General features: G+C 51.3%; 28 protein-coding genes, 1 tRNA gene and 1 pseudogene. 13 read left to right on the top strand and 17 right to left on the bottom strand.

Translation table 11 applies throughout. The annotated features are described in order from the left end of the window. The first annotated feature begins 100 nt into the window (after positions 1 to 100). The 3 genes from NM96_10730 to NM96_10720 all read left to right on the top strand — a co-directional run bounded on the left by NM96_10730 (position 101) and on the right by NM96_10720 (position 2,172). The gene (locus tag NM96_10730; protein ID AVR79731.1) at positions 101 to 553 is read left to right on the top strand and encodes a transposase; all 453 of its coding nucleotides are present in this window, start codon (positions 101 to 103) and stop codon (positions 551 to 553) included. A 170-nt stretch (positions 554 to 723) separates the two neighbouring features. Further along, positions 724 to 1,296, top strand: a complete 573-nt coding sequence (locus tag NM96_10725) for a hypothetical protein (GenBank protein AVR79730.1) — start codon at positions 724 to 726, stop codon at positions 1,294 to 1,296. Positions 1,297 to 1,324: 28 nt separating this feature from the next. Beyond that, positions 1,325 to 2,172 (top strand): IS630 family transposase gene (locus NM96_10720; GenBank protein ID AVR79729.1). Its coding sequence is split into 2 segments (ribosomal slippage): positions 1,325 to 1,640 and positions 1,640 to 2,172, totalling 849 coding nucleotides; the frame shifts between segments, so codons are not numbered across the junction. Between the two features lie 160 nt (positions 2,173 to 2,332). On the opposite strand, the gene lysS is transcribed toward NM96_10720, so the two are convergent. The 3 genes from lysS to NM96_10705 all read right to left on the bottom strand — a co-directional run bounded on the left by lysS (position 2,333) and on the right by NM96_10705 (position 5,692). Further along, the gene (gene lysS, locus NM96_10715; GenBank protein ID AVR79728.1) at positions 2,333 to 3,844 is read right to left on the bottom strand and encodes a lysine--tRNA ligase; all 1,512 of its coding nucleotides are present in this window, start codon (positions 3,842 to 3,844) and stop codon (positions 2,333 to 2,335) included. 178 nt (positions 3,845 to 4,022) lie between these two features. Next, entirely contained in the window at positions 4,023 to 5,465 is a 1,443-nt protein-coding gene (locus NM96_10710) for an aldehyde dehydrogenase (GenBank protein AVR79727.1), read from the bottom strand. A 151-nt stretch (positions 5,466 to 5,616) separates the two neighbouring features. Then, positions 5,617 to 5,692, bottom strand: a tRNA-Lys gene (locus NM96_10705). A gap of 185 nt (positions 5,693 to 5,877) precedes the next feature. Between NM96_10705 and NM96_10700 the strand changes: the two genes are divergently transcribed. Continuing rightward, positions 5,878 to 6,276 carry a hypothetical protein gene (locus NM96_10700; protein ID AVR79726.1) on the top strand — a complete coding sequence of 133 codons (399 nt, stop codon included), beginning with the start codon at positions 5,878 to 5,880 and terminating at the stop codon, positions 6,274 to 6,276. A gap of 125 nt (positions 6,277 to 6,401) precedes the next feature. Continuing rightward, entirely contained in the window at positions 6,402 to 7,184 is a 783-nt protein-coding gene (locus NM96_10695; protein ID AVR79725.1) for an indole-3-glycerol phosphate synthase TrpC, read from the top strand. Between the two features lie 85 nt (positions 7,185 to 7,269). Here the strand turns inward: NM96_10695 and NM96_10690 are convergent, their stop codons facing one another. Together NM96_10690 and NM96_10685 are read right to left on the bottom strand one after the other, a co-directional pair. Then, positions 7,270 to 8,079 carry a 4-hydroxy-tetrahydrodipicolinate reductase gene (locus tag NM96_10690; protein ID AVR79724.1) on the bottom strand — a complete coding sequence of 270 codons (810 nt, stop codon included), beginning with the start codon at positions 8,077 to 8,079 and terminating at the stop codon, positions 7,270 to 7,272. Between the two features lie 16 nt (positions 8,080 to 8,095). Next, positions 8,096 to 8,479 (bottom strand): outer membrane protein assembly factor BamE, encoded by a 384-nt coding sequence (locus tag NM96_10685; protein ID AVR79723.1) that lies wholly within the window; start codon positions 8,477 to 8,479, stop codon positions 8,096 to 8,098. 158 nt (positions 8,480 to 8,637) lie between these two features. On the opposite strand from NM96_10685, the gene NM96_10680 reads away from it, so the two are divergent. Continuing rightward, positions 8,638 to 9,135, top strand: a complete 498-nt coding sequence (locus NM96_10680; GenBank protein AVR80326.1) for a ferric iron uptake transcriptional regulator — start codon at positions 8,638 to 8,640, stop codon at positions 9,133 to 9,135. 192 nt (positions 9,136 to 9,327) lie between these two features. After that, positions 9,328 to 10,053 (top strand): leucyl/phenylalanyl-tRNA--protein transferase, encoded by a 726-nt coding sequence (locus NM96_10675; protein AVR79722.1) that lies wholly within the window; start codon positions 9,328 to 9,330, stop codon positions 10,051 to 10,053. Between the two features lie 385 nt (positions 10,054 to 10,438). On the opposite strand, the gene NM96_10670 is transcribed toward NM96_10675, so the two are convergent. The 5 genes from NM96_10670 to NM96_10650 all read right to left on the bottom strand — a co-directional run bounded on the left by NM96_10670 (position 10,439) and on the right by NM96_10650 (position 13,097). After that, positions 10,439 to 10,900 carry a D-tyrosyl-tRNA(Tyr) deacylase gene (locus tag NM96_10670; protein ID AVR79721.1) on the bottom strand — a complete coding sequence of 154 codons (462 nt, stop codon included), beginning with the start codon at positions 10,898 to 10,900 and terminating at the stop codon, positions 10,439 to 10,441. A 196-nt stretch (positions 10,901 to 11,096) separates the two neighbouring features. Continuing rightward, the gene (locus NM96_10665) at positions 11,097 to 11,969 is read right to left on the bottom strand and encodes a hypothetical protein (GenBank protein AVR79720.1); all 873 of its coding nucleotides are present in this window, start codon (positions 11,967 to 11,969) and stop codon (positions 11,097 to 11,099) included. 34 nt (positions 11,970 to 12,003) lie between these two features. Continuing rightward, positions 12,004 to 12,273, bottom strand: a complete 270-nt coding sequence (locus tag NM96_10660; GenBank protein ID AVR79719.1) for a BolA family transcriptional regulator — start codon at positions 12,271 to 12,273, stop codon at positions 12,004 to 12,006. Continuing rightward, on the bottom strand, positions 12,273 to 12,563 hold the full coding sequence (locus NM96_10655; GenBank protein AVR79718.1) for a hypothetical protein: 291 nt from the start codon (positions 12,561 to 12,563) through the stop codon (positions 12,273 to 12,275). The genes NM96_10660 and NM96_10655 overlap by 1 nt, the downstream gene beginning before the upstream one ends. Positions 12,564 to 12,566: 3 nt before the next feature. After that, the gene (locus NM96_10650) at positions 12,567 to 13,097 is read right to left on the bottom strand and encodes a septation protein A (protein ID AVR80325.1); all 531 of its coding nucleotides are present in this window, start codon (positions 13,095 to 13,097) and stop codon (positions 12,567 to 12,569) included. 344 nt (positions 13,098 to 13,441) lie between these two features. Between NM96_10650 and NM96_10645 the strand changes: the two genes are divergently transcribed. From NM96_10645 to NM96_10625, 5 genes and pseudogenes are all read left to right on the top strand, one after another. Further along, positions 13,442 to 15,907: a TspA protein gene (locus tag NM96_10645; GenBank protein AVR79717.1), complete on the top strand. Its 2,466-nt coding sequence runs from the start codon at positions 13,442 to 13,444 to the stop codon at positions 15,905 to 15,907. A 131-nt stretch (positions 15,908 to 16,038) separates the two neighbouring features. Further along, positions 16,039 to 16,851, top strand: a complete 813-nt coding sequence (locus NM96_10640; GenBank protein AVR79716.1) for a tRNA pseudouridine(38-40) synthase TruA — start codon at positions 16,039 to 16,041, stop codon at positions 16,849 to 16,851. Between the two features lie 568 nt (positions 16,852 to 17,419). Further along, positions 17,420 to 17,610, top strand: a pseudogene (locus NM96_10635) (hypothetical protein). Continuing rightward, positions 17,552 to 18,637, top strand: coding sequence for a porin (locus NM96_10630; protein ID AVR79715.1), 1,086 nt, complete (start codon positions 17,552 to 17,554; stop codon positions 18,635 to 18,637). Before NM96_10635 ends, NM96_10630 begins: the two are co-directional and overlap by 59 nt. Before the next feature lie 274 nt (positions 18,638 to 18,911). Next, a complete protein-coding gene (locus tag NM96_10625) occupies positions 18,912 to 19,106 on the top strand; it encodes a hypothetical protein (GenBank protein ID AVR79714.1) in 195 nt (64 codons plus the stop codon). A 90-nt stretch (positions 19,107 to 19,196) separates the two neighbouring features. On the opposite strand, the gene NM96_10620 is transcribed toward NM96_10625, so the two are convergent. The 6 genes from NM96_10620 to NM96_10595 all read right to left on the bottom strand — a co-directional run bounded on the left by NM96_10620 (position 19,197) and on the right by NM96_10595 (position 25,586). After that, positions 19,197 to 19,640 carry a D-erythrulose-4-phosphate isomerase 1 gene (locus NM96_10620; GenBank protein AVR79713.1) on the bottom strand — a complete coding sequence of 148 codons (444 nt, stop codon included), beginning with the start codon at positions 19,638 to 19,640 and terminating at the stop codon, positions 19,197 to 19,199. 393 nt (positions 19,641 to 20,033) lie between these two features. Further along, on the bottom strand, positions 20,034 to 22,424 hold the full coding sequence (gene gyrB / locus NM96_10615; protein AVR79712.1) for a DNA topoisomerase (ATP-hydrolyzing) subunit B: 2,391 nt from the start codon (positions 22,422 to 22,424) through the stop codon (positions 20,034 to 20,036). Positions 22,425 to 22,643: 219 nt separating this feature from the next. Further along, complete coding sequence (locus tag NM96_10610) at positions 22,644 to 24,044, bottom strand: L-serine ammonia-lyase (GenBank protein ID AVR79711.1); 1,401 nt, start codon at positions 24,042 to 24,044, stop codon at positions 22,644 to 22,646. Positions 24,045 to 24,069: 25 nt separating this feature from the next. Further along, entirely contained in the window at positions 24,070 to 24,969 is a 900-nt protein-coding gene (gene xerC, locus NM96_10605) for a tyrosine recombinase XerC (GenBank protein AVR79710.1), read from the bottom strand. A 3-nt stretch (positions 24,970 to 24,972) separates the two neighbouring features. After that, positions 24,973 to 25,401 carry an esterase gene (locus NM96_10600; GenBank protein ID AVR79709.1) on the bottom strand — a complete coding sequence of 143 codons (429 nt, stop codon included), beginning with the start codon at positions 25,399 to 25,401 and terminating at the stop codon, positions 24,973 to 24,975. Continuing rightward, positions 25,401 to 25,586: a hypothetical protein gene (locus tag NM96_10595; protein AVR79708.1), complete on the bottom strand. Its 186-nt coding sequence runs from the start codon at positions 25,584 to 25,586 to the stop codon at positions 25,401 to 25,403. The genes NM96_10600 and NM96_10595 overlap by 1 nt, the downstream gene beginning before the upstream one ends. Before the next feature lie 26 nt (positions 25,587 to 25,612). On the opposite strand from NM96_10595, the gene NM96_10590 reads away from it, so the two are divergent. Continuing rightward, the gene (locus NM96_10590; protein AVR79707.1) at positions 25,613 to 26,677 is read left to right on the top strand and encodes a fructose-bisphosphate aldolase class II; all 1,065 of its coding nucleotides are present in this window, start codon (positions 25,613 to 25,615) and stop codon (positions 26,675 to 26,677) included. Here NM96_10590 and NM96_10585 read toward each other — a convergent pair. Then, the gene (locus tag NM96_10585) at positions 26,670 to 26,861 is read right to left on the bottom strand and encodes a hypothetical protein (GenBank protein AVR79706.1); all 192 of its coding nucleotides are present in this window, start codon (positions 26,859 to 26,861) and stop codon (positions 26,670 to 26,672) included. The genes NM96_10590 and NM96_10585 overlap by 8 nt on opposite strands. Between the last annotated feature and the right edge of the window lie 132 nt (positions 26,862 to 26,993).

Here is a 26,993-nt window from a genome sequence, read left to right as displayed (position 1 = left end):
AAATCTTGGCTATTCAATCCGTTTGGGTCGTCTGAAGTGAAATTTCCCATTCTCTTCCGAATTTCATGAGAAATCGATATAGGTTAATCAAAGTTACAAAGTGGTACAAAAACGACAAAGGTTGTCTGAAAACCAATTTTCCGGTTTGAACTGCCCCCCAAAAGTTGGACATCCCCTCCAACTCACAAGGTGCAGTTTTTTTATGAGCAAATATACATTACACTTCAAATACCAAGCCGTACTCCACTACCTGCATATACGCAGCCAACAGCGTACCGCAGACCACTACGGCATTTCCAGAACCCACCTGCGGCGATGGATACGCGCCTATCAAGAAGGCGGCATCGGCGCACTCGAACATCCCCAATCCAAAACCATGCCCCAACACCGCAAAAACCCCTTCATCGCAGATAAACCCGACCAAGAAAAAACACAGGCGGAGCTTATTGAAGAGTTGTGCTATATGCGCGCAGAGGTCGCCTACCTAAAGGAGTTAAAAGCCCTCAGCCAAAAGCAGACCGCAAAGGACAAAGCCAAACCGTCCAAACACTGAGGGCGCAACACCCGCTCAAATACCTGCTGCACATCGCAAACCTGCCCAAAAGCAGCTTTTACTACCATCACCAAGACCGACCCGACCCCGACGCAGCCGACAAAGCCCTCCTTGTCGAAACCTACCGGCGGCATAAAGGACGCTACGGACAAAGGCGCATTGCCGCAGCATTGGGTTGGAACCGCAAAAAAGCGGCGCGGTTGATGAAGCAGTTGGAACTGAAAGCCCTCATACGGGCGAAAAAAGCCTACCGCCATCCCGCTATGGGCGAAATATCGGAAAACCTCCTCAAACGCCGGTTCAAAGCCCGAAAGCCCAACGAAAAATGGCTGACCGACGTTACCGAACTCAAAGGAAAAGACGGCAAATTGTACCTCTCGCCAATCTTGGACTTGTTCAACCGCGAGATCGTCGCCTACGCCATGAGCCGCAGAGCCGACAGCGAAATGGTGAAGGAAATGCTCGAAAAAGCCGCCCCCCGTCTGACTGCTAAAGGAACGATGCTGCATTCGGACCAAGGTGTGCTGTACCGTACGGCGGGGTATAGGGAATTGCTTGCGGAGCATTCCATGGTTCAAAGCATGTCGCGTAAGGCGAACTGCTGGGACAATGCGCCGATGGAAAGCTTCTTTGCGGTGTTGAAGACGGAGTGTTTCTATAACGCAGGAGAATTGACGGTGGACGAATTGATGAAACAGATAGATGATTATATGGATTACTATAGTCAATTAAAAACAAAATAGTACAATACTCAACTTTGAAGGTCTAACCATGGCATACTCTGCGGACTTAAGAAACAAAGCTTTAAACTATTACGAACAATGCAAAAACATCAGCCAAACCGCAGCAACGTTTAACTTGTCAAGAAACACGCTTTACCTGTGGATTCGCCTTAAAAAACAAACAGGCAGCCTAAAACATCAAGTCACCGGTCTAAATGCCGTCAAATTGGATAGGCAAAAACTGGCTCAATATGTTGAGCAACACCAGGATGCCTATCTACATGAAATCGCCAAACATTTTGATTGTACGCCAGCCGCCGTTTGCTATGCACTCAAACAGATGGGGATGACGCGCAAAAAAAGACCACCACTTACAAAGAACAAGACCCGGCCAAAGTAACGCATTATTTGACACAGCTGGCCGAATTTTCCGACTACCAACGTGTTTATTTGGATGAAACAGGATTTGACCGCTACCTGTTCCGTCCCTATGCCCGCAGCCCGAAAGGGCAAATAGTGAAAGCGCAGATAAGTGGAAAAAGATACCGACGCTTATCTCTGGTGTCCGCACAAGTCGGCAACCGGCTGATTGCTCCGATGGTTTATCAAAATACGATGACCGGAGTCTTTTTTGAAGCGTGGTTTCAGCAATGCCTACTGCCCGCATTGACTCAAAAATCGGTGATTATTTTAGATAATGCACGATTTCACCGTATGGGTGTCTTACAGGAAATGGCGGAAAAATTGGGACATAAGGTATTGCCTCTTGCACCTTATTCACCTGAGCTCAACCCGATTGAGAAGGTGTGGGCAAATATTAAGCGGTATCTGCGAACCGTATTGTCTGATTACGCCCGATTTGACGATGCGTTATTGTCCTATTTTGATTTTAATTGACTATACAACCGTGAGCGTTGCAGTTTGAAATTGAAAAAGCTGAGTCCTGTCGCATACAGAACCCAGCTTGCACAGAGCGCCTGAATAGGCTTTTATGAGTGTCCAAGATTTGGGGGCCAGTTCAGTTTTCAGACGACCTTTTCTTTATTATCTGCCTACCTTATTCGGGACGCATCTGCGGGAACAGAATCACGTCGCGGATGGTTTGAGAATCGGTCAACAGCATCACCAAGCGGTCGATGCCGATGCCGCAACCGCCTGTCGGCGGCAGACCGAATTCCATCGCGCGGATGTAGTCGGCATCGTAGTGCATGGCTTCGTCGTCGCCCGCGTCTTTTTGCGCCACTTGCGCTTTGAAGCGTTCGGCTTGATCTTCGGGGTCGTTCAACTCGGAATAGCCGTTTGCCAGTTCGCGGCCGACAACGAACAATTCGAAACGCTCGGTCAGTCCTTGTTTCGTATCCGAAGCGCGTGCCAACGGGGAAACTTCGACCGGATAATCGACGATGAAGGTCGGGTTCCACAGTTTGCCCTCGGCGCAACCTTCAAACAGGGCAAGTTGCAGGCTGCCGATGCCGGGGGACGGTGGCAGGCTTTCGCCGTGTTTGACGATTTCTTTTTTCAGCCACTCCGCATCGTTCAACTGCTCGTCGGTGTAGTGCGGATTGTATTTTTTGATGGCTTCGAGAATGGTCAGGCGTTCAAACGGGCTTTCCAAATCGACTTCTTTACCGTTGTAGCTGATTTTCGCCGTACCGTTTACCGTGCGCGATGCGTTGCGGATGATGTCTTCCGCCATCTGCATCATGCGTTCGTAGTCGGAGAAGGCTTCGTAGAATTCGATCATGGTGAATTCGGGGTTGTGGCGCACGGACATGCCTTCGTTGCGGAAGCTGCGGTTGATTTCAAACACGCGCTCCAAACCGCCGACCACCAGGCGTTTTAGATACAGCTCGGGGGCGATGCGCAGGTAGAGCGGGATGTCCAAGGCGTTGTGGTGGGTCACGAACGGTTTCGCCGTCGCGCCGCCGGGAATCGGGTGCATCATCGGGGTTTCGACTTCGAGATAATGCTCGTTCACCATGAAATTACGCACGGATTGGATGATTTGGCTGCGTTTGATAAACGTATTGCGCGATTCTTCGTTGGCAATCAAATCGACGTAGCGTTGACGGTATTTGGTTTCCTGATCGCTCAAGCCTTTGTGTTTGTCGGGCAGCGGTCGCAGGGATTTGGACAGCAGGCGGATGTCGGACACGCGCACGGTCAATTCGCCGTGGTTGGTTTTGAACAAAGTGCCTTCCGCGCCGACGATGTCGCCCAAGTCCCAGTGGTTGAAATCGTCCAAAACTTCCTGACTTACGCCTTTGTTGTTCAGATAAAGCTGGATTTGACCGGTCACGTCTTGAATGGTGGCAAAGCTCGCCTTGCCCATTTGACGCTTCAGCATCATGCGGCCGGCAATTTTAACGGGGACAGCTTGCGGGTCGAGTTCTTCTTTGCTGACTTCGCCGTATTGGGCGTGCAAATCAGCGGCAAAGCTGTCGCGCTTGAAGTCGTTGGGATAGGCAATGCGCTGTTGGCGGATGTTATGCAGTTTTTCGCGGCGCAGGGCGATGATTTGGTTTTCGTCCAACTGCGGCTCGGTTTGCGGATTGTTTTGTTCGCTCATGGTGTTTTCCGGAAAAATAAATCAGGCGCAATCTGTTTCAGACGACCTGATTGAATCACAAAATTTGCGCATATTTTACGCGATGTCGGTGTTTTTTTCTATAAAGGCAAAAATGCCGCCCGAAACCCGAAAATCGGTTGCAGGCGGCATTTCGTTTAGCTGAGGATAATATCGGCAGTTAAATATTGGTTTCCAGATAAACGACTTGGGTTTGCAGATATTCTTCCAAACCGTGTTTGCCGTCCGCGCCGCCGATACCGGATTTTTTCCAGCCCGCATGGAAGCCCTGCATGGCTTCGAAGTTTTCGCGGTTGATGTAGGTTTCGCCGAATTGCAGGCGGCGGGTAACGTAGAAGGCTTCGTTCAGGTTGGTGGTGTACACGGAGCTGGTCAGACCGAATTCGCAGTCGTTTGCCAAGGCGATGACTTGGTCGAGCGTGTCGAAAGTGGCAACAGGCAGGACGGGGCCGAAGGTTTCTTCCTTCATGATGTCCATGTTGTTGTCGGTGTCGGTCAGCAGGGTCGGTTCGAAGAAGTAGCCGCGTCCTTCGGCGCGTTTGCCGCCGCAGACCAGCGTCGCACCTTGTTTGACGGCGCGTTCCACTTTTTCGGCAACGGCTTTGACGGCGCGCTCTTCAATCAGCGGTCCCATTTCCAGCGCGCCTGCTTCGGCTTCGGCAGGATTGCCGTAGCGCACGCCTTTCATGGCGGCGGTCATTTTTTCAATGAACGCGTCTTTCAGGCTGCTGTGGACATAGACGCGCTCGGCGCAGTTGCAGATTTGACCGGTGTTACCGACGCGCGAAGCCAAGATGGATTTCACTGCCAAGTCCAAATCCGCATCTTTCAAAACGATGGCGGGCGCTTTGCCGCCGAGTTCCAGCGAGACTTTGGTGATGTTGGCGGAAGCTGCTTCCATCACTTGGCGGCCTGCTTCGACGGAGCCGGTCAGGCTGACCATATCGACTTGCGGGTGGGCGGACAAGGCGTTGCCGATTTCCGCGCCGGGGCCGTTCACGACGTTGAACACGCCTGCGGGCAGTCCGACCGCATCGACGATTTCGGCGAAGATGTGGCAGTTGATCGGGGTCACGCTGCTGGGTTTGACGACGATGGTGTTGCCCGTGACCAAAGCGGGACCCATTTTGCGGGCAATCAGGAAGAAGGGGAAGTTCCACGGCAGGATGCCTGCCACGACGCCCAGCGGACGTTTGAACAATAAAATATTTTCGCGCGGGCGGTCGCTTTGGATGATTTCGCCTTCATAACGGCGCGCCCATTCGGCTTGGTAATCGAGATAGTCGGCGGTGAACATGACTTCCACGCGCGCCAAGTCTTTGGTTTTGCCGCCTTCGGCAACGATGGTGTCGGTCAGCTCGTCGGCACGTTCGCGTATTCCTTGGGCGATTTTGCGCAAATACGCGCCGCGTTCGACCGCAGGCAGCCGCTCCCATGCCGGTTGCGCCGCGCGTGCCGCCGCTACGGCACGGTCAACGTCAGCTTTACCGCCTTTGGGTTCGCGGGCGATGGCCTCTTCGGTGGAAGGGTTCAATACGTCGCGCCATTCGCCGTTGAAATCGTTTTCAAAGCGTCCGTTGATGTACATGGCCAATTGTTTCATTTCAAGTTCTCCTGTTGTTGTAGTCGCGTGTAGTTTTAGTCTATGCTTAAATTGCCTGGCATACAAGTATATTTAGCATATTTACAGGGGAAGTAGATTATTCCGGAGAACATAAAAAAACCTGCTTTTTTTCAAAGCAGGTTTTGATATTTGGTGGGTCGTGAGCGATTCGAACGCTCGACCAACGGATTAAAAGTCCGCTGCTCTACCGACTGAGCTAACGACCCGATAAGCTATGAATTATATTGGCCGACATCCTGCTCGTCAATAAGTTTTTTGAATTTTTTTTCAATAAAAGTAAACAGCCTGTTATTTGCCGTTAAACTGCCCTATTCTACTGGTCCGTTATGTTATGATTCCCATGCCTGCCTGAAAAGGGGTAGGTGTTTTCCAGATTAAGAAAGGATAAAACATGAAAAAATTACTGATTGCTGCGATGATGATGGCCGGCTTGGCTGCATGCTCTCAAGAGGCCAAACAACAAACACAAGAGGCTGCTTCTGCCGTAGCTTCTGATGCCAATGCTGCTGCTTCCGAAGCAAAAGATGCGGCTGCCGATGCCAAAGACGTTGCCGAAAAAGCCGTTTCTGATGTTAAAGATGCTGCTGCCGATGCTAAGGCAAGCGCAGATAAAGCCGTCTCCGACGCTAAGGAAAATGCAGATAAAGCCTTATCAAATGCAGCCGAAGCCACAGGAAAAGCAGTTGAAGAAGCTGCCAAAGATGCAAAAAATGCTGCTAAAGATGCTTTAAACAAAGCCGCCGATGCAACTCAAGATGCTGCGGACAAAATGAAAGACGCTGCCAAATAATTGTTTGGGTTTCGTATCAACAAGCCGTCGGAAAGATTCCGTACGGCTTGTTTTGTTTACCGCGTTTTATTTTTCAGGCGACCTCTTGTGTTAAGATGACGGCTTTGCCGTGCAGGAAACCTGTTATGACCGATATTCTGAATAAAATCCTTGCAACTAAAGCCCAGGAAGTCGTCGTCCAAAAAGCTTCTGTCTCTTTGGATGAAATGAAAAAACAGGCAGATGCTGCCTTGCCTGTGCGCGGTTTTTTTGACTCTATCCGTACCAAACACGAGCAAAACCGCCCTGCCGTCATTGCTGAAATTAAAAAAGCCAGCCCGAGCAAAGGACTGATCCGCCCAGATTTCCATCCTGCACAGATTGCCCGTGCCTATGAAAATGCCGGAGCTGCGTGCTTGTCGGTATTGACTGACGAACAATATTTCCAAGGCTCTCCCGAATATTTGAAAGCGGCACGTGCGGCAGTCGGGCTTCCCGTTCTACGAAAAGACTTCATCATCGATGAGTATCAGATTTATCAGGCGCGTGCCTGGGGGGCTGATGCCGTCTTACTGATTGCCGCCGCGCTGGAGCAAGAACAATTAGAACATTTCGAAGCAGTAGCCCATCAATTAGGCATGAGCGTATTGTTGGAGCTGCATGATGCTTCAGAATTGGAAAAATGCCGAAACCTGACAACACCCCTATGGGGCGTAAACAACCGCAACCTGCGGACATTCGACGTATCTTTACAGCAGACTCTGGATTTACTGCCTGCGCTGGCAGGTAAAACCGTCGTTACCGAAAGCGGCATCCGCGGCAAATCCGACGTGGATTTTATGCGCAGCCACGGCATACATACCTTCTTAATCGGCGAGACCTTTATGCGTGCCGACGATATTGAAGCAGAAGTGCGGAAGTTGTTTTAAGGTTTCATATTGCGGAATCATGTAAAAGGTCGTCTGAAAAACATTTTTCAGACGACCTTTTTGTGTCATGCGGATGAAAACGGTTTTAGCGTTTTTTCAATCCCAAAACGTCCTGCATATCGTACAACCCCGTTTTGCCGTTGACCCAAATTGCGGCGCGGACGGCGCCGGCGGCGAAGGTCATGCGGCTGCTGGCTTTGTGGGTGATTTCGACGCGTTCGCCGTCGGTGGCGAAGAGGGCGGTGTGGTCGCCGACGATGTCTCCTGCGCGGACGGTGGCAAAGCCGATGGTGGACGGATCGCGCGGGCCGGTGTGGCCTTCGCGGCCGTAAACGGCGCATTGTTTGAGGTCGCGGCCGAGCGCGTCGGCGATGACTTCGCCCATGCGCAGGGCGGTGCCGCTGGGTGCGTCGACTTTGTGGCGGTGGTGGCCTTCGATGATTTCGATGTCGTAGCCTTCGTTGAGGACGCGGGCGACGGTGTCGAGGATGTGGAAGGTGAGGTTGACGCCGACGCTGAAGTTGGCGGCGAAGACGACGCCTGTTTTTTCGCCGGCGGCTCGGATGGCGGCTTTGCCTGCGTCGTCGAAGCCGGTGGTGCCAATGATGATGTTGACGCCTTTTTCAACGCATTTTTGCAGGTGTTTGAGGGTCGGCTCGGGGCGGGTGAAGTCGATGAGTACGTCGCTTTGGGCGAGGACGGCGTCAACGTCGTCTGAAATGGCGATGCCGGTTTTGATGCCGGAGGCGAAACCTGCGTCCAAGCCTAAGACTTCGGAGCCGGCGTGTTCGAGTGCGCCGGAGAGGACGGTGTCGGGATGGTTGTTGACGGCTTCAACCAGTACGCGCCCCATGCGGCCGTTGACGCCGGCGATGGCGATTTTCAATGCGCTCATGCGGTTTCCTTAATGATTATTGTGCAGTTTGGGCTGCTTTTTGTTCGGCTTGGAGGGTTTCGATGGATTTTTGGATGGCATCGCCTTCTGCGCGGACAAGGACGTCGTTTTCAAAATAAACGGTGAGGTTGCTGCGGTCTTTGATGATGCCGTTGCGGCTGGTATTGAAGGTGTAGTCCCAGCGGTCGGCATGGAATGCGTCGCGCAGCAGCGGAGTGCCGAGCAGGAGTTGGACTTGGTCGCGGCTCATGCCTGCTTGGAGGGAGACGACGGCGCGGGGATCAAGTTCGTTGCCTTGGATGACTTTGAGTTTGTAGGAGGGGAACAGGGAAACGCGTTCGGCGCTGCATGCGGAAAGTCCGATGAGGGCGGCGAGGGCAAGACAGAGGGGTTTGTTCACGGATATGCCTTTCTGTTCGAATTCGGGTGGAAGGGTATCATTGCTTGAATTTTTTGAAAAAGCAAACGATAATCATCTCTTTGATTATAATTTCAGTCGGCTATCGTTTGTATGCAAACAAAACTTGTGGTTTTATTGCAAACCGCTATGGCGTAATAGTGGGCAAGCGGGCTGAAATTGCGTATTATAACGTCTATTACTTCACAGGGATATTGAATATTATGGAAAAATTCAGCAATATTGCGCAATTGAAAGACAGCGGTTTGAAGGTTACCGGTCCGCGTTTGAAAATCTTGGATTTGTTCGAGTCGCATGCTGAAGAGCATTTGAGTGCCGAAGATGTGTACCGTATTTTGCTGGAAGAGGGTGTGGAAATCGGCGTGGCGACGATTTACCGCGTGTTGACCCAGTTCGAGCAGGCAGGCATTTTGCAGCGCCACCATTTTGAAACCGGCAAGGCGGTTTACGAATTGGACAAAGGCGACCACCACGACCATATCGTCTGCGTGAAATGCGGCGAGGTAACGGAATTCCACAATCCCGAAATCGAAGCCTTGCAAGACAAGATCGCGGAAGAAAACGGCTACCGCATCGTTGACCATGCGCTTTATATGTACGGCGTGTGCGGCGAATGCCAGGCAAAGAGCAAACGCTGATTCCCGTTTTAAAAGATGTTTGATGTTCAGACGACCTCGGATGAGAATTTGGGGTCGTCTGAAATTTTTTGCGGAACATGAACATCATGCCGCTGCAAATCAGAATAATATAGTGGATTAAATTGAAATCAGGACAAGGCGAGGCAATGCCGTACCGGTTTAAAGTGAATCCACTATACCTTAGGATTTTTAATGAGTATCCCCTTGCTTTACCCTAATGATTACACTTTCCCCGACCCGTTTTACGCGCTGGAAGAGTGCGACGGTGTGGTCGGTATCAGCCGCGATTTGGACACGGGACGGCTGCTGTCGGCGTATCGTCAGGGGATTTTCCCGTGGTCCAGCGAAGACGGTTGGTTTTTTTGGCACACCATAGATCCGCGCGCCGTCATCGTGCCTGAAAATCTGCATATCGGGCGTTCGTTGGCGAAAACCTTGCGCAACAAACCCTATCGGGTAACGGTCAACCAATGTTTCGAAACCGTCATTGCGCATTGCGCCGCCTTTCCGCGCCCCGGTCAGGACGGCACATGGATTGTTCCCGAGTTCCAAGCCGCTTATACCGAGCTGCACCGCTTGGGGCATGCGCATTCGTTTGAATGTTTCTATCCCGATGAAACAGGTCGTCTGAAACTGGCGGGCGGCTTTTACGGTGTACAAATCGGACGGGTGTTTTACGGAGAATCCATGTTCGCCCTTGAGCCGGATGCCTCCAAAATCGCCTTCGCGCGAGCCGTCCCGTTTCTTGCCGGATTGGGCATCGAGTTGATTGACTGTCAGCAAGATACCCTGCATATGTATCGTTTCGGTTCGGAACCGATACCGTTCGCCGAATTTCAGACGACCTTGCAACGCTTGAACGCTTTGCCTTTGAAGGAAGCGTTGGGCGCGAGGGTGGTAGGTGGAACGTTGGAATAGCGGCAAGTGAAATGCTTTGTTAGGTATTTCATATTTCAATAGGGCAAATCAGGTTATGTTCACGGCTGAACATTCCGCGGTCTGCGCCGCCTTGAAACAGTATGTCTTGATTGGCGTCGGTGTTGGGGGTAAAATTTTCTAATGCATCAGGCGCTCCCGCTTCCGAACGATGACGTGTAGTTTGGTCGTGCGTAGATGCTTGGGAATCGTTACTCTTCCCGGTATCGCCGCCTTGATGTAATTCAAAAGCATTATATAGAGTCGACTTCGAGTCAGAAGCGAATAGCCAAAGGTCGTCTGAAAATCTAATTTATGGGTTTTCAGACGACCTTTGGATTATATGAGGTAAGGGCAATACTTTTTTGGTTCCGCAGTAGGATTTTCGTCAAAACAGTTTTTGCGAGTCCAGCAGCAGGGTAACGGGGCCGTCGTTGCACAGGCTGACCTGCATATGCGTTTGGAAGCGGCCGGTTTGCACGTTCAAACCATGTCCGCGCAATAGTTCTGCGGTATGCAGATAGAGCGTTTGCGCCTGTTCGGCAGGGGCGGCTGCCGAGAAAGACGGGCGGCGGCCATTTCGTGCATCGGCATACAATGTGAATTGGGAGACCAGCAGGATTGAGCCGCCGACATCTTTGACGGACAGGTTCAATTTGCCGGCATCGTCTTCGAAAATACGCAGATTGGCGGCTTTGTCGGCAATGTAGCGCGCATCTAATTCGGTATCGTCGTGGGTAACGCCGAGCAATATCATCAATCCGTTATCGATTTCGGCGCAGGTTTCCTTATGATTTCCGTCCAATACATCGACACGGGAACAACTCACTTTTTGAATGACGGCTCGCATAGCGGTTCTTTATCTCTATTTCAAAAGATTGGTTGACGGCAGATTCAAATACAAAAGTGTTTCGACAGCAATGCAGGTAGAAAAGGTCGTCTGAAAAACGTTATGGTTTCAGACGACCTTTAGGTGGATTGCATCAATGCCGCAAAAAGAATCCGGCTTAATTTCCTTTACTTATCCGTTATAGGAAGCTTAAAGGTTATTTGGCAGGTTTGATGTCGGCTTTTTGCAAGAGAGCACGCATAGTGTCGTCAATGCGGGCAGTACTCAGGTCGCGGGCTATGTTGCCTTTGATTTCGTTAAAGGCAGGAACTTTGACATCGCGGCGGTCGTCAACGTAAAACACGGCGTAAGAATTACCGTCTTGCAGCGGTTCGGATGTCGCTTCACCTTTTTTCAGGTCTTTGACTGCTGCGTACAGAGGCGGTGCGGCTTCTTGCAAGTCTTTCAGCGGAACATAAGCTTGAGGAATACCGCCTGCTTTTTTGGCTTCTTCATCAATCGAATATTGTTTCAATACTGCGGCAAAAGCCTTCTTCGCCTTCAAATCGGCAGCAGCTTTTTGTCCGTCGGCTTTAGTTCGGGTAACGATTTCCCCTAGGCGTACTTCCTGACTGCCTTGGTAGAATTTGGCAAATTCATCGTAGGATTTTTTAATTTCTTGTTCGTTGACAGGATTTTTGCGCAATACGTCGATGGCCAGGGCCTGTCCGAGCAGGTCGTCTTCAAATGCCGCCCATTCTGTTTTGAAGGACGGTTTTTTGTCCGCGCCTTGTTTCTTCGCATCTGCACGGGCTTGTTCGAGGGCTTTTTTGAATTCCGCACTTTGGTCCAGTTTGCGGCGTCTGGCTTCTTGCGCGATAACCGTGCTGATAACTTGGCGGTTGGCCAGCTCTTGTCGCAGTTGTGAAGAATCCTGGATTTGTTTGTTTTCAGCACGCAAGGCGGCAACTTGTCCGTCAATCACGCTGCTGTCGATGGCTTGTCCGTTGACGGTAACCAGAGTTTGGGCAAACAGGCTGCAGGATAGGGCGGCCATAACCAATGCGGCTGTAAAATGGGTTTTTCTCATAATCTTCTCTTTAATTTGAAACACTACGGATAATTCAATGGAAATATTCGTCGGGCGTTGCCGCCTTAATGCTCAAGGCATGGATGAAGCCGCCGGCAAACAGGTCTTGGAGCAGGTTTTGAACCATACGTTGGCGTTCGATACGTTTCATCCCGGTGAAAGCCTCGCTGACGACGGTTACAGCATAATGCCCCCCGCCTTTATTACCCGCGTGTCCTTTGTGCAAATGGCTGTCGTCTTGAAACTCGAATATCTGAGGATTTAGAGTTTTCAGGCGACCTTCTATTGCTGAACGCATATCCATTATTTAAAAACAGCTTTGTAGGGCTTAATTAAAACTTCCTCATATACGCCCGCAGCGACATAAGGATCTTGTTCCGCCCATTCTTGGGCTTCGTCAAGCGATGCGAATTGGGCGATGATAAGGCTGCCGGAGACGCGTTCGGGATTGTCGGGCAGAGGATTCGGTCCGGCTGTCAAAAGGCGCCCTTCGGCTTGCAGGGCTTCCAAACGTTTCAGATGATCGGGACGTGCAGCCATACGGGCTTCATGTACGTCGTCTGCATCAGTGGCCAAAAGCATATAATATTCCATTGCTTAATTCTCCTTTGGTAAATGTTTGCCCAAATAAATACCTTGAGCGATAAAGAAAGCGAACATCAGTCCGGTCGAACCGAACATCTTGTAATTCACCCAATGACTTTCAAAATGAGTGAATACAAACCAGTTGGCTATGCCCATAAATACGAGAAACGCTATCCAAGCATAGGTCAGATTATTCCAGACGGTATCGGACAATTCGAGTTCCTTGCCCATTGTAGCCTTAAGTCCGTTTTTTCCGGCAAGGTGGCTGAAAAGCAAGACCAGTGCACCTATCCAAAACAATACGGTCGGTTTCCACATGATGAATCGCGGATCTTTCAGCAGGATGGTCGCCCCGCCGAATACCACGATTAAAACCAATCCGACCCACTGCATCGTATCCAGCTTTTTAAATTTCCAATAGGTAAAGGCCGCCTGCAAAACACCGACTACCAAAGCTACGGCTGTCGCGGCAATCATGTCTTTCGTAACCGTATAAGTCAGAAAAAACAAAATTACCGCCAATAAATCACTCAGAATTTTCATATATAAAAAACAAAAATGAGGAAACCAAACAATCAAACGGCAATCATACAGGCAGCTGCGGTTTTTTGCATTACCGCAAATCTGAAACTTTGGTTTGTTTGATATGCCATCAGTTTGTTGTAGGGTTTTAAAAATGCAAACGGAATGATAAAATAAGTTCCCGATAGATTTGCAAAAAAGAAACACACCGATGCAAACAGTAACGGTTTATGACATTTTTGATAACATAAATGACAGTGTTACTTGGCAGATTAGGGACTTAGACTATATCATAACGTAATATATCGTAATAGACGGTTAAGTACTCGGCAGTACTGCAGGATTCATTTCATAGGGGACAAGTTTTGAAAAAACATTACAAAATCAAACTTATCGCAGCCTCCGTTGCCTTGGCGGTTTCGGTGGGTGCAAACGCAGGATTGGGCGGTTTAAATGTCCAATCGCATTTGGGTGAGCCGTTTTCCGGCAACATCACCGTAACTGGAGAAGAAGCACAGGCATTGTTTAACGGCGGCAAAGCTTCCGTATCCAATGCCAACCTCAGAACCAGCGTCCACAGAGCGGGCGATCGTGCCGTCATCAATATCCGTTCGGCTAAAGCCATCAAAGACCCTGTGCTGATTTTCCAAGTCAGTACCGGCTCTCAATCTCGAGAATATACCGCAATCATCGATCCGGCTGATTACTCGGTCAAGGGCGACAGTACGCCCCGCGTTCGTCAGGAGCCGCCTCCCGCATATGCTTCCCCGCAGATAGACCGTCAAGCCGCGCGCGAACGGATTAACCGCGCGCTGCGTAGTGGAAATGCATCTGCAGATGTTGCGAATAATACGCGTAAAGAAGGAATCGACAATAAAAAAACAAAAAATGCCCAAACACAGCCTAAACAGACGCAAAATGCAACCTCTTCTGTACAGGGCGAGCCGCGTTATGGCAAACGACATTTGGTCAAACAGGGTGAAACCCTGACTGAAATTGCGACCCGTATCCGTCCTCAGGGTATGACGGTCGAGCAGGCAATACAGGCATTGGTAAAAGCCAACCCTAGTGTGTTCATCAATAAAAATGCCGACCATATGTTGGCTGGAAAAGTATTGAATATCCCGACCCAGTTCGATATGAAACAGGCAGCCGCCAAACAGGCCGCCGAGAAGCCTCTTGTGTCTGATAAACAGCAGTCGCAGACCGCATCAGCATCTAAAGCATCGTCTGAAAAATCAGAAGCTGCCAAAACTAATGCATCTGCGGAAAATAAGGCAGGTGAAGATAAGGCTGGCGAAGGGGTCAAATCAAATAAAGAAGCCAAGCTTGAACAACAGCCGGCGCAAGCAGCCGCTTCCGCCCCACAGGGTGCAACACAAGAACAAGCTGCTTCATCCGTAGGCACTGAGGAAGTATTGCAACCCGGCATCGCAGAACAAACCGCTGCAAGTGAAACGGCAAAATCTACGCAGGAAGCCCAAGTTGAAGAAGCTTTGGCTGCCCAGCAAAATTCCGATACTCAAAACGAAGCAGTAGAAGAGTCGTCTGAAGATGGCGGATTGTGGCGCTGGCTGTTAATCGGCGGCGGTGCTCTGCTGGCATTGTTGCTGTTGCTGAAAGCTTTGGGCAAACGAAAAGCAGCAGCTGTCGCTCCTGTCCTACCTGTTCCTTCTGCAGGATATGACGAAGAAGATGACGACATAAGCTTTGCGGAAACCGTGATAGCCGACGAGGTGAAGCCTGAACAGTTTGTTCAAGCGAAAGTTGTTCCTGAAGAAGAGCCTGACGGACTGTCTATCGAGGATGATTTTGACGACGAAGCTTTCTTTGTGCAGCCCAATGCCGCCAAAGAAGCCGCTGAAGATGAGATCAATATTAATATTGACGATATTGACGATAAGCACGTCGGCATCGTATCCAGCGCAGTTACCGTGGATGAGGAAACGGAAAAACGCCGTGATTTGGATTGGGACTCTGTTGAATCGACAGAAAGCGTCTATGAGCCCGAGCCGGAGAATCCGTATCAACCGGTTTCAGTAGTTATAGAAAGCAGACATCAAGAGGAATCAGTAGTAGAGCCTGATAATACGGCCCATATTCAGCAATTTGATGAGGTCCAATCAAACTTTGACACGTCTTTCCATGACGCTAGTGAAGAAACCAAAGAGGCGGATGCCTCAGTAGGTGAGGAAGAGTATTCTTATACCGAATCCGCCGTTGCGGAAGAAGTTTCTGATTTGGAGTTTGACTACGAAGCCTCCGACGCTTCTGGGGTTCAACAGCAGGAGCAGACTGTTGGCGCAGAAAATGTCAAAGACTTTGAAGAAGCAGAAGAAGGATGGGACTTCTTCTCGGAAAAAACCGAATCCCAGCCTATCGAGCCGCTGCCTGAGTTCACAACATCTGAGCAAACATCGTCTGAAAAATTAAATGGGGACGAGGCTTTAGAGTTTGCTTCCGTTGATACCTCAGCCGATGAAGCCGTAGCCGAAGAGCCTTTTGAAATCAAACAAGATGAAGGCATTACCTTCCAAGAAAGCGACGAAGATTTCGGATTGGCTGATTCCCAAGGTAACGGAGTAGAAGAGACCATCGAATGGGAAAACCTAACAGTTGATGAAGAAGTAAGCAAGTCGGCATTTGACTCAGGCTTTATTTCCGAATCCGTCGGAATGACCGCTCCTTTAGAAGCCAAATACGAATTGGCAAAAATGTATGTCGAAATTGGAGACCCCGGTGCAGCCCGTGAAACTTTGCAAGAGCTGATGGAAGAGGCTACCGGCGATATCTTGGATAAAACCAAAGCCTTGTTGGCAGAGTTAGGCTGATTAATCTGACAATCCCTTTGGGGAAAGAAAAATAAAGATGCCGTTTCTAAAAGCGGCATCTTTTTTATTGCTATACTGTCGGATAAGCAATTTTCGTATGATTTTGTTCGAATATCGAGCCTTCACCGATTATGATGTTTCCTTCTTCAAAGCAGCCCTCAGTTTGCCGTTGGGCATTAATCCTGTCTTATGATGGCAGCCGATTTTACGGCTGGCAAAAACAAGCCGGCGACTTGCCTACTGTTCAGACGACCTTAGAATATGCACTCAGTCAAATTGCGAGTGAAAACATCCGAACCATAGTTGCCGGGCGTACCGACACAGGCGTACACGCCACTGCACAAGTCGTCCATTTCGATACCACAGTAGTCCGTCCCGAGCAGGCATGGGTGCGGGGCGTCAATGCCCATCTTCCCGAAGGTGTGGCTGTATTGTTCGCACAGCAAGTGGCCTCCCATTTTAACGCCCGCTTTGACGCATACGGTAGAAGGTATCGTTACCTTTTAGAATCATCTCCCGTCCGTTCCCCGATATTGCAAGGCAGGGTAGGGTGGACGCATCTCAAGCTCGATCCTGACAAAATGCAGCAGGCGGCCTTATTATTAGAAGGCGAACATGATTTCTCCAGCTTTCGCGCTGCCGGATGCCAAGCAAAATCCCCCATCAAAACCCTATACAGTGCAAAAATCAGCGGTACGCCGCAATTCCTCAAACTGGATTTGCACGGCAATGCCTTTCTGCACCATATGGTGCGTAATATTATGGGCGCATTGGTTTATGTCGGCAGCGGCAGGCTTAGTGTTTCCGGATTTCAAACCTTAATTGGAGAACGCAGCCGCCTCAAAGCCCCGCCGACCTTTATGCCTGACGGATTGTACTTAACCGGCGTGGATTATCCGCCCGAGTTTGGCATCATCCGTCCCGAAATGCCCGAATGGCTGTGAGGTCGTCTGAAATACTGTCAAGCCTTATTTTCCCCTTCAATAAAGAAAGGCCTGGCTATTCCCGCGCCAACAGGAATCCAAGCATTGATTTTTAGAAATATTCAAAAATTACCGTACTCAAGCTTTTATATTTCTTTCGAATCAGGAATGAAGATTTGAAATATCCTGTTTTTATTTTCATACACTATAAAAAATTGTTTGAAATCTGTACGCATTCTTTTCAGACGACCCTTTCTCTTTTCGATAAACCAACCCACAGATAAAGCCTGTACTACGGAGCTGGAATAAGAGCCACCTCAGATCAGGAGATATTTATGCTCGGCAAGCCCTATCAGGGTCAAACAGGCATGAATACCTGAACGATGTTTCCAGTTTCCTCGCTTGCCTGAATTAGCCAAAAAACAACAGCCAGTCCTAAAAAACTACCGTTCGGGAAATCTGTGTTGTAAAAATGCAAACAATAGGAAAATCGGTATTACCATATGATTTATAAAGGAAATATTTAGAATCTTATGTTGTTGACAGGGTGGTGTGGCGTAAGGGGGGAAGAAGGGGAAGTGAATAAAGTTTGTTTTTTTAGAAAGGAACAATTATAGTGAGAGTCATGGAATCGCTGATTCCAGCGATAATGTAAAGCCTAAGCGGACTCTGTCCGGGTCTGCTTAAGTTATTTCTTCACGATAGAAAAAGGAATACAGCAATGAAAAAATCTCTGATTGCTCTGACTTTGGCAGCTTTGCCTGTTGCAGCTATGGCTGACGTTACCTTGTACGGTCAAGTTAAAGCCGGTGTTGACATTTCCCGAGTTAAAGAAAAAACTACAGTTAACGGTGTAACTACCAAGGATACAACCAAAACTGCTACTGAAATTGCTGACTACGGTTCACGCATCGGTTTCAAAGGCCATGAGCACCTGAGCAATAACCTGAACGCTATTTGGCAAGTAGAGCAAAATACTTCTGTTGCCGGTACTGACAAAGGTTGGGGAACTCGCGAGTCCTTCATCGGTTTGGAAGGCGGCTTCGGTAAAATCCGTGCAGGTAAACTCAATACTCCTCTGAAAGACAGCAGCGACAGCATCGATCCTTGGGAAGCCAGCGAGGCAAACTCAGATGTTTTGGCATTAGGCAAATTAGAACGTGTAGAAGATCGTAAAGTGTCTGCACGCTACGATTCACCTGTATTGTCTGGTTTCAGCGCAAGCGTACAATACCAACCACGTGACAATGCTAATCCTGATGACAAGTTTACTCACGATGTGAAAAGCCGTGACTCTTACGGTTTGGGTCTGAACTATGAGAATGCCGGCTTCTTCGGTCGCTATGCTGGTTCTTTTGCTAAACATTCTGTTCTGGACAAAGATTACTTGAATTCGTTCAACAGAAATACTACTTTGGCTGCTGATACTTATAAAGATCACCAAGTACACCGTTTGGTAGCTGGTTACGATGCAAACAATGTATTGGTTTCTGTTGCAGGTCAATACGAAGGTTTCAAAGCTGACAAAGCTAATGCTAAGAAAAACGAACGTACTGAAGTTGCTGTAACTGGTGGCTACCGTATGGGTAACGTAATGCCTCGCGTTTCTTATGCTCACGGCTTCAAAGCTAAAGAAAACGGTGAGAAACAAGCTAACAGCCAATACAACCAAGTAATCGTCGGTGCTGACTACGACTTCTCTAAACGCACTTCTGCCCTGATTTCTGCCGGCTGGTTGAAAGAAGGTAAAGGTGATCACAAATACGAGAAAACTGCTGGTACAGTTGGTCTGCGTCACAAATTCTAATCTGATACGATTAGTCTAAATAAAGAGCCTGTTTTATGCAGGCTCTTTTTGTCTGTTTGGATAAAATGCGGGATACGTAGTATGTCGATTGCAGGCCGGTTCTCATTTATGTCTGGCAAAAAGCTCCGTCCATGCTGCCATTTTTGCTTCTCTCTGTACGGAAATAGCTGTTGAAAATATCCTGTTTTATTTTAATCCGTTAAATAAAAGGTCGTCTGAATCCCTGTGTACGCAGGCTTTTCAGACGACCGTTTTTTTGGATAAAACTTAATCCGTGGGTTTTGGCCGCGAAATATGGCAGATCAAAACAATAGGGCTGCAATTTCGTCATTCCCGCGCAGGCGGGAATCCAGGCCTCGGTATTTTGGGAAAATTTCAAGGATGCCGCAACTTCAAATTTCTAGATTCCCGCCTGCGCGGGAATGACGGCGGTAGGAGGGAATTTCAGGCGACCTCACCTCAAAAATAATCTGCGGGTAAAGCTCATGCTACGACGGGCCATCCTCATACAAGCGGGGCGAGAATGGCGAGTCTAGACTAACCTTTTGCAAAAACCGTACTACTTACCGCATTCGTAGGCTTCGATTTCACCGATTTTCGGTGCGTATCCGCTACCCGTGTCGTGGCGCAAATCCAGCCAAATATCCACCAATGCCCATGCAGCGGGGGCGGCGATGACGTTTTGTCCCATGCACAATACCTGTGCATCGTAGTTTTCTACCGAACCGCGCAAAGTGATTAAATCATGCGCCGTTGCTGCCCGTATGCCGCGGACTTTATTGGCTGCAATCGCCGTACCGATTCCTGTACCGCAAATCAAAATAGCGCGGTCGGCTCGCCCTGCCGCTACTTCTTGCGCCGCAGCAAATGAAAGCTGCGGATAGGTGCCATTCGGCGAGGATAAATCGGTTAGGCTGTCAATTCGCGGATCGTTTTGCAAATGCGCCTTGAGCGCGTCTTTTAATGTTGTCCCGTTGGCAGGGGCGGCGATAATCAAACGCATGGCTTACTCCTTGATGGTTGGAGGGTAAGTGTTTTCCTTTGTAAATTTACCGTAATTTATGATATTGCAGCAGGGTTTATTTTTTGTTACGGGTGTCGGGCAGGAATTTTCGGCTTACGGGTGGAGCAGGACGGGTTGGTAAAACCGACAAGACATTGGAATGAAAAGAATTCGTTGGGTCTTGATTTGCCCTTACGGTATTGTAGCTAAGCCTGTTTGAAGGTCGTCTGAAATGCCTATCTCTGTCCGTACAGGGAGACGGCAGGTGTCGTATCAAAAAATAAATGAATCCGCCGTATTTGTTTTATCTGTCTTGGTTCCCACCAATCAAAAAGGTCGTCTGAAAACCGGAAATCCCCATTTTCAGACGACCTTTTCATGCTTCACCCCCTATCAAGCGTCGATATTTTGCGCAATCAGGGCGTTGTTTTCGATGAAGGCGCGGCGCGGTTCGACTTCGTCGCCCATCAGGGTAACGAACACTTCGTCGGCGGCGATGGCGTCTTCGATGCGCACTTTCAACAAACGGCGCACGGCGGGATCCATCGTGGTTTCCCAAAGCTGCTCGGGGTTCATCTCGCCCAAACCTTTGTATCGCTGGATGGACATGCCTTTTTGGGCGTTTTGGAGCAGGATGTTCAGTGCGGTTTCAAAGCTGTCCACATCGTACTCGTTCTCGCCTTTGTAGAGCTTGGCGCCCTCGCCGACCAAGCCTTTGAGCGCGGCGGCGGTTTGGGTGAGGGTTTGGTAGGCTTTGCTGTTGAGGAACTTGGGTTCGATGTAGCTGACCATGACGTTGCCGTGCAGCTTGCGGGTGATTTTGATGAAGCGGTTGCCTTCGTGGCCTTCGATGCGTTCGAGGGCGACTTCTTTTTCGTCGAGCAAGCCGGAAAGTTCGGTAACGGCTTTATCGGAGTTTTCAGACGACGTCAAATCAATGGGCGACGCGTGCAACATGGCGCGCAGGACGAGTTCGTCCACAAAGCGGCTTTCCTGTTCGATAACGGTTTTCGCCAACAGGAATTGTTTGGCGGTATCGGCAAGTTCTGCGCCTTCGATGGTGCGGCCGTCTGAAACGATTTTGGCTTTTTCCAAGGCAAGGCCGAGCAGCCATTGGTCTTTTTCAAGCTCATCTTTGAGGTAACGCTCCTGCTTGCCGTATTTGGCTTTGTAGAGCGGCGGCTGGGCGATGTAGATGTAGCCGCGTTCGACCAGTTCGGGCATTTGGCGGTAGAAGAAGGTCAGGAGTAGGGTGCGGATGTGCGCGCCGTCCACGTCGGCATCGGTCATGATGATAATGCGGTGGTAACGCAGTTTTTCGGGGTTAAACTCTTCTTTGCCGATGCCTGCGCCCAGCGCGGTAATCAGGGTGGCGACCTCTTGGCTGGCGAGCATTTTTTCAAAACGGGCTTTTTCGACGTTCAAGATTTTGCCTTTGAGCGGCAAAATGGCTTGGAATTTGCGGTCGCGGCCTTGTTTGGCGGAACCGCCTGCGGAATCGCCCTCGACCAGGTAAAGCTCTGACAAGGCAGGGTCTTTTTCTTGGCAGTCGGCGAGTTTGCCGGGTAGCCCCAAGCCGTCCATCACGCCTTTGCGGCGGGTGATTTCGCGGGCTTTGCGGGCGGCTTCGCGCGCGCGGGCGGCATCGACGATTTTGCCGGTGATGATTTTGGCTTCGTTCGGATTTTCTTCGAGGAAGTCGGTCAGGGCTTGGTTGATGACTTCGTTGACGACGGGGCCGATTTCGCTGGAAACCAGCTTGTCCTTGGTTTGCGACGAGAATTTGGGGTCGGGCAGTTTGACGGACAACACACAGGTCAAACCTTCGCGCATATCGTCGCCGGCGGTTTCAACTTTGGCTTTTTTGGCGACTTCGTTGGCTTCGATGTAGCTGTTGATGGTGCGCGTCATCACTTGGCGCAGTGCGGTCAGGTGCGTACCGCCGTCGCGCTGCGGGATGTTGTTGGTGAAGCACTGCACGCTTTCCTGATAGCTGTCGTTCCACTGCATCGCGCATTCGACGCTCATGCCGTCTTTTTCGCCGAACGCGTAAAAGATTTTTTCGTGCAACGGCGTTTTTTTGCGGTTCATGTATTGCACGAAACCTGCCACGCCGCCGGAAAGGGCGAAGCTTTCGTGTTTGCCGTCGCGCTCGTCGATCAATTCGATGTCTACGCCGTTGTTCAGGAAGGAAAGTTCGCGGATGCGTTTGGCGAGGATGTCGAAACTGTATTCGACATTGCCGAAGGTTTCCGCGCTGGCGAGGAAGCGCACAGTCGTACCTTTTTTGTCGGAATCGCCGACAACTTTCAGCGGCTCTTCGGTTTCGCCGCGCACGAAGCGGACAAAGTGTTCCTTGCCGTCGCGGTAGATGGTCAGCGTTACCCAGTCGGACAGCGCGTTGACGACGGACACACCCACGCCGTGAAGACCGCCGGAGATTTTGTAGCTGTTGTTGTCGAACTTGCCGCCCGCGTGCAACACGGTCATGATGACTTCGGCGGCGGAGCGTCCTTCTTTCGGGTGGATGCCGGTGGGCATACCGCGCCCGTTGTCGGCCACGCTGACGGAATTGTCGGCATGGATGGTTACGGTGATTTTGTCGCAATGTCCGGCAAGGGCTTCGTCGATGGCGTTGTCCAATACTTCGAACACCATGTGGTGCAGGCCGCTGCCGTCCTGCGTGTCGCCGATATACATACCGGGGCGTTTGCGTACCGCTTCCAAGCCTTCCAGCACTTGTATGCTGTCGGCGCCGTATTCTTCGTGTTTTTGGTCAGTCATGGTCTTTATCTATAAGATTTTTTGAAAGAATTTCTGCTGAGGTCGTCTGAACGACAGTTGGGCGCGCCACCCGGACGGTCAAGCTGTCCGACGGACGGAAAATAGACCGTTATTATACCTGATTTTGCTGGAAAATTCAGCGTTTCGGGTGGGTGGAAAGGTCGTCTGAAACCTGTTTGTACTCGGTTTTAGACGACCTTTTTCATATTTTTTCCGTTTTCAACATTCCACAACGCGGACGGAGACGGGGACGGCTTTTTTCTGGAGGGTGATGGCGAGCCCGGCAAGCGAGGTTTCTTTGTAGGTGGACTTCATGTCGCGTCCTGTTTGCAGCATGGTTTGGATGACTTCGTCGAGCGAGACTTTTTTGTCCGTGCCGTCTTCCAGCAGGGCGAGGGTGCCGAGTTTGAGGGCTTTTTCGGCGGCGATGCCGTTGCGTTCGATGCAGGGGATTTGCACCAATCCGCCAACGGGGTCGCAGGTCAGGCCCAGATGGTGTTCCATCGCCATTTCGGCGGCGTTTTCCACTTGTTTGGGCGTGCCGCCGATGACTTCGGCGTATGCGCCCGCCGCCATGGAACAGGCGACGCCGACTTCGCCTTGGCAGCCGACGTCCGCGCCGGAGATGGAGGCGTTGGTTTTGTAGAGGATGCCGATGGCGCCTGCGGTGAGCAGGAAGTTTTCGACGCGCTCTTGCGTGGCGTGCGGGTTGAACTTGCGGAAGTAGTGCAGGACGGCGGGGATGATGCCGGCGGCGCCGTTGGTCGGGGCGGTAACGACGCGTCCGCCGGCGGCGTTTTCTTCGTTGACCGCCATGGCGTAAACCATGGGCCAAAGCTGGGTGTTGACGATTTCGGTTTCGCGCAGGGCTTTGAGTTTGGCGGCAAGCTGCGGGGCGCGGCGGCGGACGTTCAAGCCGCCGGGCAGTTCGCCGTCTGCCGCCAGCCCGCGTTTGATGCAGCCTTCCATAACGTCGGCAACGCCGGCGACGCGGCGGCGGATTTCGGCTTCGCTGCAACCGGCAAGCGCGGCTTCGTTTGCTAACACGGCTTCGGAGATGTCGAGCTGGTTCATGCGGCATTGGGCGAGCAGTTCGGCGCAGCTGGTGTAAGGGTAGGGAACCGGGCGCGTTTGTTCGGCTTGTTTGTCAAACTCTTGATCGGTAACGATAAAGCCGCCGCCGACGGAGTAATAAATTTGTTCTTTGAGTTTGCCGCCGTCTTTGCCGTAGGCGGTGAAATTCAGTCCGTTCGGGTGTTTGGGCAACACTTGGTCGCCGCGTATATTCAGGTCGCGGTCGGGGTTGAAGCTGATTTCGCGTCCGTTGAGGCGGAGGGTGTGTTGCGTGCGGATGCGTTCGAGACGGTCGGGGATGTCGGCAAGGGGGATGTCGTGCGGTAGGCTGCCTTCCAAGCCGAGCAGGAGGGCGTCGAATGTGCCGTGTCCGCGTCCTGTCAGCGCTAGCGAGCCGTAAATGTCGATGACGATGCGCTCGGTTTGCGCGTCCAGCCCTGATTGTTTGAGGTCGTCTGAAAAGGCGGCGGCGGCTTTCATGGGGCCGACGGTGTGGGAGCTGGAGGGGCCGATGCCGATTTTGAAAATGTCGAAAATGCTGATCATGATGTTTTCCGTTGATTTTATTGAATTACTTTTTCCGTTTCGCCCGCGGATGCCCCTCGTCGTAAACCTTGGCCAGATGGTCGAAATCCAGCTTGGTGTAAATCTGCGTGGTTGAGAGGTTGCTGTGTCCCAACAGTTCTTGCACGGCGCGGATGTCGCGTGAGGATTGCAAAAGGTGGCTGGCGTAGCTGTGGCGCATCATGTGCGGGGAAATGTGTTGCCCGCTGCCCTGCCGTACCGCCCATGCCTGAAGGCGTTTTTGGATTTGCCGCTGTCCGAGCCGCGTGCCGTTTTTGCCGGTAAAGAGCGCAGCTTCGCCGTCTGCTGCCACGCGTTCGGACAGGTAGGCACGCAAGGCTTCGACGCTTTTGCCCGACAGCGGGACTTGCCGCTCTTTCCTGCCTTTACCGGTTACGCTCACCCAGCCTTCGTCCAGCAACACATCACCCAAATCCAAGCCGTGTATCTCGCTCAGGCGCAGGCCGCTGCCGTACATCAGTTCAAATAAGGCATGGTCGCGCACCGCCAAACTGTCGTCGGCAGGCGCGCTGTCGAGCATATGGTTCAACTCTTCCTGCGGCAGGGCTTTGGGCAGGCGTTCGGGCAGGCGCGGGGCTTTCAGGTTGAAGGTCGGATCGTTGTCCATCATGCCCGACTGCACGAGCCAGCCGCAATATTGCCGCCACGCCGACAATTTGCGCGCCAGCGTCCGTTCGCTCAAGCCTTGTTGCGACAGCCGTTTCAACGCCGCCACAAAATCTCGCCGCGTCAAATCCTGCGCCGTTTCAGACGACCCTTCCGTCAAAAGCCGCACGAGTTCGGTCAAATCGCGCCCGTAGGCAGACAGCGTGTGCGCCGACTTGCCCTGTTGCCCCAACATTTTCAAATAGCCGTCCAAAGACAGCCCGAAATCACGCGCCAACATTTTTCAGACGACCTCCAACACGGTTTTCAAAGCCTCAGGCAACCGGCAAACCTTTTGGCGCGCATAATCGAAACACACCATGCCCGTGCGCGTCCGCGCCAGCACCTTGCCGTCCGCGATGCGCGTCAGGCGGAACAGCAGCGCGAACCCGCCCTTGCCGATGTCCTCGACGCCCATTTCCGCCGACAATTCATCGCCGTAAAAACCTTGTGCCAAATATTGCACCGCCGCGTCCGCCATAATCAGCCCCGCGCCGCCCGCGTCCGTTTCACTCCAGCCCAAACCTGCCAGCCAACGCATCCGCACCTCGTGGCACAAACGCAAAACGGCATCGTTCGCCAGATGGCCGCCGTAATTCACATCGCCCACCTGCACGCGCAAGGTCGTCTGAAACAACACCGCATCCACATCCGCCACTGCAAACTTAGCCATCACACACCTCCCGCCGCCGTTTCAGACGCCCCCGAAAACAAACCGTTATTATAAACCATGCCAGAAAAATACCGACCGCACCGTTTGCCCGCCGCAGCCGCCCAAAATCTCATTAATATATAAAACTGATGTAGCCCTGTGTAGTTTTTTAATAAGAAAAACATTATAATTTCCCACATCACCATCCCGCTACCTCACCAAGGAGATTTAAATGGCACTCGTATCCATGCGCCAACTGCTCGACCATGCCGCCGAAAACAGCTACGGCCTGCCCGCATTCAACGTCAACAACCTCGAACAAATGCGCGCCATCATGGAAGCCGCAGACCAAGTCAACGCCCCCGTTATCGTTCAAGCATCCGCCGGCGCGCGCAAATATGCAGGTGCGCCGTTTTTACGCCACCTGATTCTGGCGGCCGTTGAAGAATTCCCGCACATCCCCGTCGTCATGCACCAAGACCACGGCGCATCGCCCGACGTGTGCCAACGCTCCATCCAACTGGGCTTCTCCTCCGTCATGATGGACGGCTCGCTGCTCGAAGACGGCAAAACCCCGTCCACCTACGAATACAACGTCAACGCCACCCGTACCGTCGTCAACTTCTCCCACGCCTGCGGCGTGTCCGTCGAAGGCGAAATCGGCGTATTGGGCAACCTCGAAACCGGCGAAGCCGGCGAAGAAGACGGCGTAGGCGCGGCAGGCAAACTCTCCCACGACCAAATGCTCACCAGCGTCGAAGATGCCGTGCGCTTTGTTAAAGACACCGGCGTGGACGCGCTCGCCATCGCCGTCGGCACCAGCCACGGCGCATACAAATTCACCCGTCCGCCCACTGGCGACGTATTGCGTATCGACCGCATCAAAGAAATCCACCAAGCCCTGCCCAACACCCACATCGTCATGCACGGCTCCAGCTCCGTTCCGCAAGAATGGCTGAAAGTCATCAACGAATACGGCGGCAAAATCGGCGAAACCTACGGCGTACCCGTAGAAGAAATCGTCGAAGGCATCAAACACGGCGTGCGCAAAGTCAATATTGACACCGACCTGCGCCTCGCCTCCACCGGCGCCATCCGCCGCTTCATGGCAGAAAACCCGTCCGAATTCGACCCGCGCAAATACCTGAGCAAAACCGTCGAAGCCATGAAACAAATCTGTCTCGACCGTTACCTCGCATTCGGCTGCGAAGGGCAGGCAGGCAAAATCAAACCCGTTTCCCTTGAAAAAATGGCAAACCGCTACGCCAAAGGCGAGCTGAACCAAATCATCAAATAAACAACGGGACAATCCAACGGGCGGCCATCCAAGCCGCCCGTTTTGTTTTGAAGGGGGTATGGGTTAAGTGCAAACCCGTACGGCACTGCACTGCCCGCTCTGATTTAAATTTAATACGCCGGCTTTCCAAACCAGATAAAAGGTCGTCTGAAAACGGCTTCAGGTTGAACACAACCAGCGGCATTTGTTTTCAGACGACCTTGTTTGCCGAAGAGGCGAACTTTTCCTATTCCCTGTCTAGCGTGGGATTCGATGACGGGCGGCGATTATTTGTCGCCAAGTCCTAAAGGATGATCTGATAATGCCGTCATTCCTG

Source organism: Neisseria mucosa (assembly GCA_003028315.1).
GTDB lineage: Bacteria > Pseudomonadota > Gammaproteobacteria > Burkholderiales > Neisseriaceae > Neisseria > Neisseria mucosa.
The sequence above is the reverse complement of the archived record's forward strand: the minus strand, read 5'-3'. Positions and strand labels throughout refer to the sequence as shown.

Coding starts and splice junctions, on each gene's coding strand:
- NM96_10655 (AVR79718.1), bottom strand. CDS start 12,563: ATGGAATATTATATGCTTTTGGCCACTGATGCAGACGACGTACATGAA.
- NM96_10650 (AVR80325.1), bottom strand. CDS start 13,097: ATGAAAATTCTGAGTGATTTATTGGCGGTAATTTTGTTTTTTCTGACT.
- NM96_10610 (AVR79711.1), bottom strand. CDS start 24,044: ATGATCAGCATTTTCGACATTTTCAAAATCGGCATCGGCCCCTCCAGC.
- NM96_10585 (AVR79706.1), bottom strand. CDS start 26,861: ATGCCGCTGGTTGTGTTCAACCTGAAGCCGTTTTCAGACGACCTTTTA.
- NM96_10630 (AVR79715.1), top strand. CDS start 17,552: ATGAAAAAATCTCTGATTGCTCTGACTTTGGCAGCTTTGCCTGTTGCA.
- NM96_10670 (AVR79721.1), bottom strand. CDS start 10,900: ATGCGAGCCGTCATTCAAAAAGTGAGTTGTTCCCGTGTCGATGTATTG.
- xerC (AVR79710.1), bottom strand. CDS start 24,969: ATGTTGGCGCGTGATTTCGGGCTGTCTTTGGACGGCTATTTGAAAATG.
- gyrB (AVR79712.1), bottom strand. CDS start 22,424: ATGACTGACCAAAAACACGAAGAATACGGCGCCGACAGCATACAAGTG.
- NM96_10695 (AVR79725.1), top strand. CDS start 6,402: ATGACCGATATTCTGAATAAAATCCTTGCAACTAAAGCCCAGGAAGTC.
- NM96_10665 (AVR79720.1), bottom strand. CDS start 11,969: ATGAGAAAAACCCATTTTACAGCCGCATTGGTTATGGCCGCCCTATCC.
- NM96_10690 (AVR79724.1), bottom strand. CDS start 8,079: ATGAGCGCATTGAAAATCGCCATCGCCGGCGTCAACGGCCGCATGGGG.
- NM96_10675 (AVR79722.1), top strand. CDS start 9,328: ATGAGTATCCCCTTGCTTTACCCTAATGATTACACTTTCCCCGACCCG.
- NM96_10595 (AVR79708.1), bottom strand. CDS start 25,586: ATGGTGATGTGGGAAATTATAATGTTTTTCTTATTAAAAAACTACACA.
- lysS (AVR79728.1), bottom strand. CDS start 3,844: ATGAGCGAACAAAACAATCCGCAAACCGAGCCGCAGTTGGACGAAAAC.
- NM96_10620 (AVR79713.1), bottom strand. CDS start 19,640: ATGCGTTTGATTATCGCCGCCCCTGCCAACGGGACAACATTAAAAGAC.
- NM96_10640 (AVR79716.1), top strand. CDS start 16,039: ATGATGTTTCCTTCTTCAAAGCAGCCCTCAGTTTGCCGTTGGGCATTA.
- NM96_10710 (AVR79727.1), bottom strand. CDS start 5,465: ATGAAACAATTGGCCATGTACATCAACGGACGCTTTGAAAACGATTTC.
- NM96_10590 (AVR79707.1), top strand. CDS start 25,613: ATGGCACTCGTATCCATGCGCCAACTGCTCGACCATGCCGCCGAAAAC.
- NM96_10660 (AVR79719.1), bottom strand. CDS start 12,273: ATGGATATGCGTTCAGCAATAGAAGGTCGCCTGAAAACTCTAAATCCT.
- NM96_10700 (AVR79726.1), top strand. CDS start 5,878: ATGAAAAAATTACTGATTGCTGCGATGATGATGGCCGGCTTGGCTGCA.
- NM96_10600 (AVR79709.1), bottom strand. CDS start 25,401: ATGGCTAAGTTTGCAGTGGCGGATGTGGATGCGGTGTTGTTTCAGACG.